Genomic DNA, 13,043 nt, shown 5'->3' on the forward strand with positions numbered 1-13,043 from the left:
TTTTTGCAGAAAAAGGAAGATTTTGTTTTGAGGTTAAAAAAAATGTCTTACCTTTGCCTCGCTTTTGATAAGCAATCCTCCGGGCGTTTAGCTCAGCTGGTTCAGAGCATCTGCCTTACAAGCAGAGGGTCGGCGGTTCGAATCCGTCAACGCCCACCGGAAAATTTTTGAAATTGTACGATAAAAAGAATCGAGAGAGATTTTCTTTTTTTAGAAAGGGGCGTTTAGCTCAGCTGGTTCAGAGCATCTGCCTTACAAGCAGAGGGTCGGCGGTTCGAATCCGTCAACGCCCACTCTTTCACAAAATCAATCACAATACGATTCTCGTTTCAGAGAACTCTTTCGAGGGCGTTTAGCTCAGCTGGTTCAGAGCATCTGCCTTACAAGCAGAGGGTCGGCGGTTCGAATCCGTCAACGCCCACTTTCTAAAGTGAAAGCATGTCGAGTTAGACATGCTTTCGCTTTTTTTGTGTTTGTCCGGAAATCAAAAAGATCGGTTAAGCTTTCGGATGTTAGAAGACTATTCATAAAAAGTCGTTTTTTCTAATTATGGATTGTCTATACAATAAGAGTCTGTTTAAATTTTACTCGGGTCAGGTTTTGAGAATTTTTTCCGTGTATGTTTTTCTATTTTTACGAGGATGATAGCGAGCTATTTGACGAGGGAAAACGGGGGAAAAGACCGGAAGAAAACACAAAAATGACCTGATAGTCTTTTTTGTCGGAAAATTTAGATAGGCTCTAAATATTGTTGATGATTATTCTTTGAACTAAATCTAAATTATACATGAGAAGAGTTGTAGTGGCAATTGGATGCATTTTCTGGTTATCGTGTGTGTATATCAGAGCCGAAGAGTGTTATGCAGAACAAACTTCTGTTGCAATCGCTTGCGATATGGTCGATTATACTAAAGGTTTATCTGTTTGGTTCGATACTCCGAATGATCTTTCGGGGAAAGAAATTTGGACTGTGAGTAACGGGAACTCTGGCTCTAATCCCGATTTTGCGTGGGAACAGCGATCTTTTCCGATAGGGAATGGCAGTTTCGGAGGAAATATTTTGGGATCGGTTAAGACAGAACGTATAACACTGAATGAGAAATCTTTATGGAAAGGCGGACCTAGTGTCTCGGGAGGTGCACGATATTATTGGGATGCCAATAAGGAGGGGTATAAAGTTTTGGATCAGATACGGCATTCTTTTATTCAGTTTTCAGGAATTAATTCCGTTGCTACGGAGTTGACCCGGAATAATTTTAATGGAAAATGCGGGTATGAACCGGATAGTGAGGAGTCTTTTCGTTTCGGGAGTTTTACTACTATGGGTGAGTTTCATATCGATACGGGAATAGCAGAGTCCGAAATATCCGATTATCGTCGGATACTCTCTCTCGATTCAGCTTTGGTGGTCGTACAGTTCAATGCAGGAGGGGATTGTTTTTACCGTAAGTTTTTCAGTTCATATCCTGACAGTATAATGATATATCGATTTGAATGTACAAGACCGGGGCGACAAATTCTGACTTTCCGGTATGTGGCGAATCCTCAGGCTTCCGGATCGGTTGAAGCAGACGGAACTACCGGTATTGTTTATAACGGTCGTCTCGACAGTAACGGTATGCAGTTTGTCATTCGGGTAAGAGCGGTAGCGGAAAGTGGTACGGTGACAGTGGAAAATGGCGCGATTAAGGTAATCGGGGCTGATAATGTAACATTCTATGTGGCGGGAGATACCGATTATAAAATGAATTATAACCCGGATTTTAACGATGACCGAGCTTATGTAGGAGTCGATCCCGTTATGACGACACAGAATAATCTTGATTTTGCATTGGCAAAAGGGTATGATGCGGTTTATAATGCCCATCGGGCAGATTACTCCGCTCTTTTTGATCGAGTGAAGATAGACTTGAATGAGAGTAAACTTGTTTCCGATATTCCTACCGACATGCGGCTGTCGAATTATCGGAATGGCATTTCGGATCATTATTTGGAAGAACTTTATTTTCAATTCGGTCGTTATTTGCTTATCGCGTCTTCTCGTGCGGGTAATCTCCCGGCAAATTTACAAGGACTTTGGCATAATAATGTAGAAGGTCCTTGGCGAGTAGATTATCACAATAATATTAATTTGCAGATGAACTATTGGCCGGCTTGTCCGGCTAACTTGAGCGAATGTCAAACTCCGTTGATCGAGTATATTCGTACATTGGTAAAACCGGGAGAACGTACGGCAAAAGCTTATTATGGTCCGGACACTCGAGGCTGGACTACATCTGTTTCATCGAATATATTCGGCTTCACTTCTCCATTGAGCAGTCGGGACATGTCATGGAATTTCAGCTTTGTAGCAGGGCCTTGGCTGGCGACTCATGTATGGGAGTATTATGATTATACTCGGGATGAGGATTTTTTGCGAACTACGGGGTATGAGCTGATTAAAGGCAGTGCAGAATTTGCAGTGGACCATTTATGGCATAAACCTGACGGGAGTTATGCAGCAGCGCCATCAACGTCTCCTGAACATGGACCTGTCGATCAGGGTGCTACTTTTGCTCATGCTGTTGTGAGAGAGATTCTTTTGGATGCTATCGAGGCGAGCAAGATTCTTGATGTCGATGCTTCGGAGAGAGAAGAGTGGCAAGAGGTTCTTAATAAACTGATGCCTTATGAGATCGGTCGTTACGGACAACTGATGGAGTGGTCTGCAGATATAGATGATCCTAAGGATAAACACCGTCATGTAAATCACCTGTTCGGACTACATCCGGGACGCACTATCTCTCCGATTACGACTCCGGAGCTTTCCACGGCATCGAGAATCGTATTGGAAAAACGAGGTGACGGTGCTACCGGCTGGAGTATGGGATGGAAGTTAAATCAATGGGCTCGTCTGCATGACGGTAACCATGCATATCTTTTATTTCAGAATCTTTTGAAAAACGGCACGGCCGATAATTTGTGGGATATGCATCCGCCTTTTCAGATCGATGGTAATTTCGGAGGGACTGCCGGAATAATAGAGATGTTGATGCAGAGCCACATGGGATTTATTCATTTGTTGCCGGCGCTTCCGGATAAATGGGCTTCTGGGGATGTCATAGGGTTATGCGCAAGAGGAAATTTTGAGGTTGATATTCATTGGGAAAAAGGAGAGCTTGTTAAGGCTGTTATTCGGTCTGGATCAGGGGGAATGTGTAGCATTCGTTATAAAGATTCTATGGTGAATTTCGATACAAAAGCCGGCAAAAGTTATTCTTTAATTTATGATAATTCGTTATTCCGAATTTTGGAAAATTAGGAGTAATAATGTTTTTGGGGGTAGGATTATAGGAGGTTATTCTTGTTTTATTGTAAGAGCATTTAAGTTTTTTGATAATATTTTTTTTGATTTTGTCATTGTATTGTAATATCTATTTTGTCCTTTTGCATTATTTTAGTATAATGCGATAAAAGATCGAAAATAATGAGATATATAGAGAAAGAACTGGAAAATTTGAAAGATGAAGTCCTTGAAATGTGGACTTTGGTTTATTCGCAGTTGAATCGGGCAGGAGAGGCGTTGCTATCTTTAGATAAAGACCTTGCACGAGAGGTGATTTACCGGGAAAAAAGAGTGAACGCTTTTGAGTTGAAAATAGATAGTGATTGTGAGGATATTATCGGTTTGTATACTCCTGTTGCTGTAGATTTGAGATTTGTATTGGCGATGCTTAAAATCAATACTAACCTGGAACGTATCGCTGATTTTTGTGAGGGAATGTCTCGATTTGTTATCGATTATCCGCAAATCAGCGTAGATGCGGAATTATTGGATAAAACCAATTTGCGTGAGATGCTGGATACGATTAAGAAAATGATGGAAAAAGGAAAAGAAGCTCTTACGGAGGAATCTTCTTCTATTGCCGTAGGAATTTTCGATATGGATAACAGGGTCGATGAGATTAATCGTCAGGCTACTCATATTGTCGCTCGCTATATACAAGATAAACCCGACCGGGCAGATGAGTGTCTTCATTTGATAGGAATTATCCGGAAAATGGAACGTATAGGCGATCACTGCAATAATATGGCGGAAGAGATAATTTTTTATTTGGACGCTAAAGTCTTGAAGCATTCTACTAAAAAATAGGATATATGTTTGATATAAAAAATACGGGTGATTATTTAAAAGATGATCACCCGTATTTTTTATATTTTATCTTTTATTTATAGGAGTATTCCAGTTTATTTTCAGAGAACAATACATGATGATCGCCAGTATGATAAATAATCCTATACTTCCGACTAATAGTGCATAGATCTCCATTTGGATGAGAATAAATATATAGATGTATAATAATAGTAACATCCCTCCTATTGTTATCGCTGTTTTTTTGATTTTTAATATTCCGCTTAGGTAGAATGTGAGCAACCCGATTGTCATTATTGTCGCTATTGCATAGGAAAGGGAGAAGTTAAGATGTTCGGAGATGGATACTAAAAGAGTATAAAACAGGCATAACGCCAGACCGATTAACAGGTACTGGAACGGGTGGATATTTTTCTTCTGTAAAACCTCGGCAAAAAAGCAGATTACGAAAGTGAGAATGATGATTAGGAATGCATATTTTATAGAACGTATTGATTTTTGGTATTGATCGACGGGTAGGAGAAGATTTACTCCGAAAGACGAATCATTTAAGTCTATATTCCATTTTTCGGCGGTGAAGACTTGCGGATAGTTCCGGTTCAGATTCAAGATTTTCCAAGTTGCTGAAAATCCGTTTTCGGAAACTTGTCTGCTCTCAGGAAGAAATGCTCCGGTAAAGCTGGGTGTCGAGCAGTTTGATTTTAGGGAGACGAGTGTCGTTTCTCCCAATGGGGTGAACATCACCGATTCAGAACCTTTTATCCGGAGATCTATATTGAACGGTACATCTTCGTCCCTATCTGATAATGATACGGAGCAAGATACCCCTGAAAAGATAAGAAGATTATCTACTCCGGAATTAAAAGACAAAGTCTCGTTTTTCCATTTTCCTTCTACTTGTTCAGTGATGCCGCGTAAATCTGAGATACCTACTATCAGTTTTGCTTCATTTAAGAGAAATTCTTGTCCGGTGATCTTTTTTTGCTGTAAGTATGCAATATCGAATGAGCCGGTAAGTTTGAGAGATGAACGATAAACGACAATATCGTATAATCCTCTTTTCAGGTCTTCTGTTTCTAAATTTCCTGAAATATGCAGCTCTTCCGGTAAGATATATAAATACCGTATTTCGGCTTGTCTCGTTTTATTTTCTTGCTCGATATATTCTTTATAAGGAATTACTAACATCGGGCCGGTTATGTTTTGAGGTTTACTCCATTTTTGCTGTACTTCTGCAGATGCTTCATTTGCCGTTCTATTCCTTTCCGTGATCATGTTCTGTACCATCGTAATCGGTATGATCAAGGCGATAATTAGTAAAGCGATTAGAATAATCTTGATTGTCAGAGCATTGCTTTTGTTGTTTCTCTTTTTTACTTCTTCCTGAATCGGAGTCAATTCGGTCTGTTCCATAGTCGAATATTTTAATTAATAATTAAAAAGTACTTTGCATTACAAAGTTTATAAATAAAAAAATTATAGGTTTTGACTTTTTAAAAAATCTTCTAAAGCCCGAATGTGGGAAATGAAAGCTTCCCGTCCTTCGGCAGTAATGGAAAATCTGGTATTGGGTTTGCGCCCTATGAATTGTTTATTGCTTTTTATGTATCCGAGTTCTTCTAAATTTCGGGAGTGACTTGCCAAATTACCATCGGTCAGATCGAGCAAATTCTTGATGGTGGTAAAATCAACGGAATCATTTACCATTAAGATCGACATAATCCCTAATCGGGCTTTGCTTTCAAAGGCTTTATTGATATGTTCGAGATTAGGCTTCATTATTTTCTTCGATCATATTTCAGGTAAAAGAAGACTCCGTAGATGATATGAAATAGTCCGAATCCAGCAACCCAGAAAAGCAATCCGTATCCGGGGACAAAGCTGTCTATCAACCCTAATATCAATTCTGCGTACCCCAGATAACGGGTATTTGAATAGGTATATTTCGAACCGTTGATTAAAGCTATACCATAAAATATCAACATGATAGAAGATGTGAGACCGTAATGTTGTTGCAGCAGTAAAGAGAAACAAAGGATTCCTCCAGCTAATAACGGGACAAAGAAGTTGATTAACAGACGTATGGATATTGAATCTAATCGTAGCCTGAGACCATTCTTTTTTGCTTTTATCCAAGAAAGATAAAATGCTGTTATTAATGATATAGTTAATAGTATCAGTGCCAGAATGACGATGATTTGTAATCGGTAGGGTGTGTTAATGTTTAAGGTCGTAATTTTTGTAGGGTCAAGTATGTAATAGGCAATGTAAGCTCCGATAAAGGCGTATATGCCGACAAAAATTGCAGATAAACCGCTTAATGAGAGAAACTTGGAAGACTTCTCCATCAGGTTTTTTATTTCGCTTAATGTGCTTATTACTTCTTTATTTTCCATTTTATTTCTGTAATAATAAAGTACTTTGTTTTGCAAAGTTGCATAAAAAAATTGTAAAAACAAATTTTTACGTATTTTTTTATCTGAGAAAAGAACTGGAGAAGTATGTATCGTATAGAATCTTTTTGCAAAATAAAAAGACTGTTCCGAAATTCCGGAACAGTCTTTACTTGTCATTACAAAAGAAACAAGATCATTTTTCTGTTTTGCTATTGGTCGGTAAAACTCATCTATCGGTTACAGTGTTTTTGAAGCGAAAGTTTAGTAGTCCGATTATGAAAGATAATCACTGCCATGCAAAAATCAGATGATGCTAATCTCTTTTGTTCACAAAATCATGTTATTCCATCGGATATAACGATCAAGTTATAAAGATATAAAAAAAGAAGTAAGGAAAACAACCGTTTTCTACATTTTGATGTTATAGCGCAACTTTTTGTTAATTTTTACAACTTGTATCGATACATTTGAGAAACGATTTGCTGATATTGGTTTTCTAATTGTAAATAATTTTGCATGCTCTCATACACCTGATTTGCTTCGATAAAATATTCTATCATCGAGAGCTGACCGTTTTCAAGGGCTTTGTTGAGTAAAGAGAGTGTTTTTTGGGATTGTAACAGTTTGTTGTATTCTTGCATAGAGACTTTTAAATTGGTCGCCTGATCATAGAGTTGTCGCAAAGTAGAAAGACTTTGCAGGCGGGTGTTTTCTATTTGCATTTGAGTATATCCGCTTAAAGCTTTTGCCTGTTTTATTTTGTTTCGGTTTTCAAATAGCGGAATAGAAATACCGAACGATATGCCGTTATATTTGTCTGTGGGCTCCATTTCTCGTATGTAACCGATCTCGAATTTAGGAAACCATAGGGATTTGCTTAGCGAAATATTTTTTCGAGCTACTTTCAGTTCGTTTTCGAGTGAACGTAATTCAGGGTCAGCGGCTATGGCTTCTTGACTGTAAATTTCAAAATTTTCCGGAAAATCCACAGGGGAATAATCGGTTAGCTCTTCTCCGATCGGTAAATTTCCATTTAAAGTTTGTAATTCTTTAAGTTTATTATTCCGTTCGGTTTCTATCAACCGCATTTGTGTTTTTATATTATAAAGTTCTAATTCTATTTTGTTGGTCTCCAAGATATTTGCATCACCGGTAGATAACCGTTTCTGATACAGGGCCGAGAGTTTCTGTACATTCTGAAGCCTGAGGCTCAGTAACTTTTGTTGTTGAAAGAGAGAAACCAGATCGAGACAGATTGTTTTTGCATTAAGCAACACTTGCTGGCGGATGATCTGTTTTTGCTGATCATACAAGTCTGATTTTAGATCATAGAGCTGGTTTTTATGAACATATACCGATGGAAAGTCAAAACTCTGCGATACCGACAGCTCTCCGGTTTTTCCTATCGAGGCCGGTTTTCCCCATTTCCGTTCGTATGATACATTCGGGTCGGGCAGAGTGTTTTCTGTTGCTGCTTCCAGTTTTTTAGAAAGGGTCAGTTGTTCACTGGCTTGTAATTCTTTATTGTTTTTTTCGATAGATATGAGTATCGATTCGATGTTGTTCTGTGCCGCTAAATTTCCGGCACAGAACAACAAGAAGACAATTATATAGAATTTCATAAGTCGCTTTTTTTATGGTTCATAATCTGATAAACAATGGGAACGATAAATGCGTTCAATAGGGTAGAGCTTAATAATCCGCCTAAAATTACTTTTGCCATCGGGCTTTGGATTTCGTTTCCCGGTAGATCTCCACCTATTGCCAACGGAATGAGAGCAAGAGCGGAAGACAGGGCTGTCATTAAGATTGGGTTAAGACGATCTAATGATCCGTGTATGATGGTATCTTTCAGATTATAGCCTTCGTTTTGAAGATGGTTGTAGTGCGATACCAGCAGCATTCCGTTACGGGTAGCGATACCGAATAGCGAGATGAATCCGATAATTGCAGGAATACTTATTTCTCCGGATGTCAGTTTCAGCATGATAACTCCGCCGATCAAGGCTAAAGGGAGATTTAGCAAGATAATGCCTGATTGTTTTGCATTTCTGAATTCGTGATAGAGTAATAGGAATATTACCAATACCGAAATCATTGACGTCAGTAATAACGTCCGGGATGCGGCTTGTTCGCTTTCGAACTGACCACCGTATTCAATATGATAATCTTCTGGTAGCTTTATTGTTGCATTTATCTTTTCTTGTATATCTTTTACGACCCCGTGCAAATCCCGGTCGGCAACATTTGCAGAAATTACGATTTTGCGTTTGACATTCTCCCGGTTTATCGTATTCGGGCCGGATGAAGAAGAGATGTCTGCTACATAAGACAACGGTATTTTTGTCCCGTTTGCATCGATCATCAGATTTGCTATTTTTTCGATTTTGTCCCGTTCGTCATCCCGGACCTTTACCGTAAGGTCGAATGACCGTCCGTTTTCGTATACTTGAGATACAACTTCCCCGGCTAATGCAATATCGATGAATTCGGTAAATTCGGGCAGTGTGATGCCGTATTTGGCAAGCATGTCGCGTTTCGGATTAATTTTAAGTTGTGGGCGTTCGATTTGCTGTTCTACATTCAGATCGACGACTCCTTTGACATCTTTTATTGCCGCTTTTATTTGGTTGCCCAAAGAAAACATTTTGTTCAGATCATCACCGAACAGCTTGATTGCGATTTTTGCTTGCGTTCCGGATAGCATGGCATCGATACGGTGAGATATCGGTTGCCCTATTTCTACGTTTACTCCGGGCAAACTTCCCAATTTCTCTCGGATGTCGGCAATCATTTCTTCATGAGAACGTTCTCCCCGTTCATAAGGAGCTTCTATTTCAGAAACGTTTACCCCTAAGGCATGTTCATCCAGTTCTGCACGTCCGGTTTTTCGGGCTACAGTTTTGATTTCGGGGACAGATAACAGTAATTGTTCTGCCCTCTGTCCGATTCGATCCGATTCTTCAAGAGAAATTCCCGGTAACGTACTGATATTTATGGTAAACGAACCTTCGTTGAACGGAGGTAGAAAACTTCGTCCTAATGTGAAGAATAGTGCCAAAGAAACGATGAATAATCCGATAGTCGATCCTAAAACCGCTTTTTTGTGGTGTAAAGTCCACACTAAAGCACGTTCATATACCTGTTTCAGATTTCGAGCGACCCACGGTTCACGGGAGAGTTTTTTATCATTTTTCTTGTCGGTCAGCAGGTAACTGCAAAGTACCGGAGTCAGGGTAAGAGCTACTACTGTAGAAGCAAATAGAGCTATGATAAATGAAATACCGAGAGGCATCAACATTCGTCCTTCCATACCGCTTAAAAAGAATAGGGGAACAAAGCTGACGATAATGATGAGTGTTGAGTTGAGTATCGGCATACGTACTTCTTTGGATGCTTCGAAAATTACATCTATCGGACGTTTGCGTTCGTTTTCCGGTAACAGGCGGTTTTCTCGTAATCGTTTATATACATTTTCTACATCGACTATCGCATCATCGACCAGAGAGCCGATTGCAATTGCCATACCTCCCAGACTCATCGTGTTTATAGTAAGTCCCATAAAGTGAAGAGTCAGTATCGATACTAATAAGGAAAGGGGCAAGGCAACTAAAGATATAACGGTAGTCCTTAAATTCATTAAGAAAAAGAATAAAACGATTATGACGAAAACAGAACCTTCGAACAGAGATTTTTGTATGTTATCGATCGAATTGTCGATAAAACGGGATTGCCGGAATACATCGGTGGAGATGTGAATATCTGCCGGCAAATTTTTTTGTAATTCTGCAACGGACTGATCTAGTTTTTCTGTCAGTTCGAGCGTACTGGTATTCGGTTGTTTGGTAACCGTGATCAATACGGCAGGTTCTCCTTTCTCCGAAGCCATACCGAGTTTGGGCGCTTTGTTTCCGATTTGAATGTCTGCAATGTCTTCAAGTAGAACCGGGATTCCGTTTATTGTCTTTACTACTGCTTTAGACAGCTCATCTATATGATTTGTTGAAACTATACCTCTGACGATATATTCGTTACTGAATTCGTATAATATACCACCATTTGCATTTTGATTCATATTCCGGGTCGTGTTCATGACCTCGTTCAGTCCTATGCCGTAATGTTTCATGCGGGCCGGGTCGAGCAATATCTGGTATTCTTTGATTTCACCTCCGATAACTGTTACTTGGGCGACACCACCAGTGGAGAGAAGTCTTGGTCTGATTACCCAGTCGGCCAAAGTACGTAAATCCTGTAAAGACGTAGAATCGGATGTAATGCCGAGTATCATGACTTCTCCCAATATAGAAGATTGCGGTCCGAGAGTAGGAGTCCCGACATTTGCCGGTAAGCTTTCACTCATTACTGCCAATTTTTCGGAAGTAATCTGGCGAGCTCGATATATGTCCGTGCCCCAGTTGAATTCTACCCATACGACAGAGAACCCTGTCGTGGAGGAGGAGCGCACGCGGCGTACGTCTGTAGCCCCGTTAACAGCCGTTTCTACCGGAAAAGTAACGAGGCGTTCTACTTCTTCAGGGGCCATGCCCGGAGCTTCGGTCATAATTACGACCGTAGGGGCATTCAGGTCGGGAAATACATCCACTTCCATTTTCATGGCAGTATAACTGCCGGTAAAAAATAAAAGTATGGCTGCAAAAAGTATTAATAACCTGTTATGCAGCGAATAACTGATAATTTTATTTAGCATAATCTGTTCCTCTTGTTAATGGCTGTGAGAATGACCTTCGGGAATAATGCTGCTGTTTGCCGCAAGTTTTACTTGGTAAGCGCCTTTGGTTACGACACGGTCTCCGGGTTTTATTCCTGAAAGGATTTGTACTTCTTTCCCGTCATTGACTCCGAGAGTAACTTCTTGTTTTTTGTATCCTTCTTTATCGAGTTGGAGATATACGAAATAACTTCCTTGCTCTTCGGTGAGGGCTGTTACCGGAACAGTTATTACATTATTTATATTTCCGGATAAAAGAAAGACTTCGACATAAGATCCGGGTATAATGTCTCCCTTATTGTCGAATTCGAATATGACCGGAAGATAAAAAGACCCGTTGTCGGAGGAGCGTCCGTATGATTTTAATTTTCCATTGAGGCTTTCTAATGTATAGACTTTGTCATCATACGGAGTTTTAAAATGGGCGGAGGTTAGTGTCGGAAGGAATTGATAATATCGTTCTGAAACTTCGGCCTTCAACATTAACCGGCGATTTTGAGAAATGTTTAGTAACGGTTGACCGATTTCGACATAATCTCCGTCATTAACCAGCCTACTTTTGATGAATCCGTTCATCGGAGATGTAATTGCAATGCCGTTGTTCCCCTGATGTCCGGCTGTGGCTTTCCATGCGACACGAGCCGTTTCATAACTACTCAATGCTTGATTATATTCTTTTTCGGATATGATCTTATCTCGATAAAGAATTGCCGCACGTTCATATTCTTTTTGAGCGGTTCGGTAAGTTATTTCAGCTTTTTCCGCCGGATCTCCGTCCTGTATGTTCTGGGCTGAAATAGAAAGCAATATTGTTCCTTTATTTACGGCAGACCCCTCGGTAAGGGATACTTTTCCGAAAGCAACTATTCCCGAAGAAGTTGCTGCAATAGTCATATCGTCTCCTTGTGCAGCAAGAACTTGTCCGGATGTTTTAATGACATTTCGGAAAGTTTTGGGCTGTATTTCCGATATGACTATACCTGCTGCTTGAGCTTTTTCTTCGGTAAAAATTATTTCGTCTTCATGTTTGTGATCAGTATCGACTTCGTTTTGTTGATGTTCGTGATCGACATCTTTGGGGGTATTGTTATTGCATCCGGCAAAAAAATAAGCCGAGGCAATAATACATATTATAATATGTTTCATTGAAAATTTGTTTTTAATCTGATAATATTTCGTGACGGACTACTCGTTACTTATCGTACACAATAAAATCTCGACACGATAAAATTGAAAATTGTCGTTTTATATATAATCAGATTAAATGGGGTGGAGCTCGTAATCCGGAAGAGAGGCCTTTGTATTCAGAAATGCAAAAGTCTTTATGAGGAATAGGCAACGTTGTACATTCCGTTTCGTCCGGTCTGAAATCGAAAGAAGTGATTGTTGCGGGAAGTGCAATGAAAATATTTGACTGGAGGTCAGGATTTCCGGTAGAAGTCCGGTAAGCGGCAAAACGCGCAAGGCAGTCAGTTTCACAGTCAGGCCGGTGTGTAATATCCCGATTTTGTCCGTTTTCGGGAATTTCGGATAATTGCAAGCATATTCTACCGTCGATATGGTGGTGATGAGGCACAATTGTAACGAGCAACATGCAGCATGCCGCTAACCAAAGAAAAGGTAGAAGTACTTTTTTTTTCATTAAAATAGTTCCTGTGCAATTGCTCTTTGTGTACAAAGGTAGTAACAAAAGATCGGATTAGGAAAATGGATACTCGTGTTTTTTTATTTTTAACAAGAATGTTTGATCCATTCGGGTCAAGAACTTTTGTCGGTGTTCGTGTCT

At 39.7% G+C, this 13,043-nt stretch carries 9 protein-coding genes and 3 tRNA genes; 5 read left to right on the forward strand and 7 right to left on the reverse strand.

Annotation, left to right across the window (positions count from 1 at the left end; genetic code table 11):
* The first annotated feature begins 81 nt into the window (after window positions 1-81).
* The 5 genes from QUE35_RS10490 (at window position 82) to phoU (ending at window position 4,132) form a co-directional block, all read left to right on the forward strand.
* Window positions 82-156, forward strand: a tRNA-Val gene (locus QUE35_RS10490).
* Window positions 157-218: 62 nt separating this feature from the next.
* Window positions 219-293: transfer RNA gene (locus QUE35_RS10495), tRNA-Val, on the forward strand.
* 53 nt (window positions 294-346) lie between these two features.
* Window positions 347-421 (forward strand) — tRNA-Val (locus tag QUE35_RS10500).
* 474 nt (window positions 422-895) lie between these two features.
* Window positions 896-3,301, forward strand: coding sequence for a glycoside hydrolase family 95 protein (locus QUE35_RS10505; RefSeq protein ID WP_432416277.1), 2,406 nt, complete (start codon window positions 896-898; stop codon window positions 3,299-3,301).
* Window positions 3,302-3,463: 162 nt separating this feature from the next.
* Window positions 3,464-4,132: a phosphate signaling complex protein PhoU gene (gene phoU / locus QUE35_RS10510; RefSeq protein ID WP_031258360.1), complete on the forward strand. Its 669-nt coding sequence runs from the start codon at window positions 3,464-3,466 to the stop codon at window positions 4,130-4,132.
* Between the two features lie 66 nt (window positions 4,133-4,198).
* On the opposite strand, the gene creD is transcribed toward phoU, so the two are convergent.
* From creD to QUE35_RS10545, 7 genes are all read right to left on the reverse strand, one after another.
* The gene (gene creD / locus QUE35_RS10515) at window positions 4,199-5,545 is read right to left on the reverse strand and encodes a cell envelope integrity protein CreD (protein ID WP_022600676.1); all 1,347 of its coding nucleotides are present in this window, start codon (window positions 5,543-5,545) and stop codon (window positions 4,199-4,201) included.
* A gap of 63 nt (window positions 5,546-5,608) precedes the next feature.
* Window positions 5,609-5,911: a winged helix-turn-helix domain-containing protein gene (locus tag QUE35_RS10520; protein ID WP_009319153.1), complete on the reverse strand. Its 303-nt coding sequence runs from the start codon at window positions 5,909-5,911 to the stop codon at window positions 5,609-5,611.
* A complete protein-coding gene (locus tag QUE35_RS10525) occupies window positions 5,911-6,528 on the reverse strand; it encodes a hypothetical protein (RefSeq protein ID WP_031258362.1) in 618 nt (205 codons plus the stop codon). Before QUE35_RS10525 ends, QUE35_RS10520 begins: the two co-directional genes overlap by 1 nt.
* Window positions 6,529-6,974: 446 nt before the next feature.
* On the reverse strand, window positions 6,975-8,150 hold the full coding sequence (locus tag QUE35_RS10530; protein ID WP_022600677.1) for a TolC family protein: 1,176 nt from the start codon (window positions 8,148-8,150) through the stop codon (window positions 6,975-6,977).
* On the reverse strand, window positions 8,147-11,236 hold the full coding sequence (locus QUE35_RS10535; RefSeq protein ID WP_022600678.1) for an efflux RND transporter permease subunit: 3,090 nt from the start codon (window positions 11,234-11,236) through the stop codon (window positions 8,147-8,149). The genes QUE35_RS10530 and QUE35_RS10535 overlap by 4 nt, the downstream gene beginning before the upstream one ends.
* Window positions 11,237-11,251: 15 nt before the next feature.
* Entirely contained in the window at window positions 11,252-12,403 is a 1,152-nt protein-coding gene (locus tag QUE35_RS10540; protein WP_022600679.1) for an efflux RND transporter periplasmic adaptor subunit, read from the reverse strand.
* A gap of 109 nt (window positions 12,404-12,512) precedes the next feature.
* Window positions 12,513-12,899 (reverse strand): DUF6769 family protein, encoded by a 387-nt coding sequence (locus QUE35_RS10545; protein ID WP_022600680.1) that lies wholly within the window; start codon window positions 12,897-12,899, stop codon window positions 12,513-12,515.
* Between the last annotated feature and the right edge of the window lie 144 nt (window positions 12,900-13,043).

This window comes from Coprobacter fastidiosus (assembly GCF_030296935.1).
GTDB lineage: Bacteria > Bacteroidota > Bacteroidia > Bacteroidales > Coprobacteraceae > Coprobacter > Coprobacter fastidiosus.

Excerpts from the sequence above, each read along its gene's own strand:
- creD (WP_022600676.1), bottom strand. The coding sequence starts at position 5,545 with ATGGAACAGACCGAATTGACTCCGATTCAGGAAGAAGTAAAAAAGAGA.
- QUE35_RS10505 (WP_432416277.1), top strand. The coding sequence starts at position 896 with ATGGTCGATTATACTAAAGGTTTATCTGTTTGGTTCGATACTCCGAAT.
- QUE35_RS10525 (WP_031258362.1), bottom strand. The coding sequence starts at position 6,528 with ATGGAAAATAAAGAAGTAATAAGCACATTAAGCGAAATAAAAAACCTG.
- QUE35_RS10520 (WP_009319153.1), bottom strand. The coding sequence starts at position 5,911 with ATGAAGCCTAATCTCGAACATATCAATAAAGCCTTTGAAAGCAAAGCC.
- QUE35_RS10540 (WP_022600679.1), bottom strand. The coding sequence starts at position 12,403 with ATGAAACATATTATAATATGTATTATTGCCTCGGCTTATTTTTTTGCC.
- QUE35_RS10545 (WP_022600680.1), bottom strand. The coding sequence starts at position 12,899 with ATGAAAAAAAAAGTACTTCTACCTTTTCTTTGGTTAGCGGCATGCTGC.
- QUE35_RS10535 (WP_022600678.1), bottom strand. The coding sequence starts at position 11,236 with ATGCTAAATAAAATTATCAGTTATTCGCTGCATAACAGGTTATTAATA.
- QUE35_RS10530 (WP_022600677.1), bottom strand. The coding sequence starts at position 8,150 with ATGAAATTCTATATAATTGTCTTCTTGTTGTTCTGTGCCGGAAATTTA.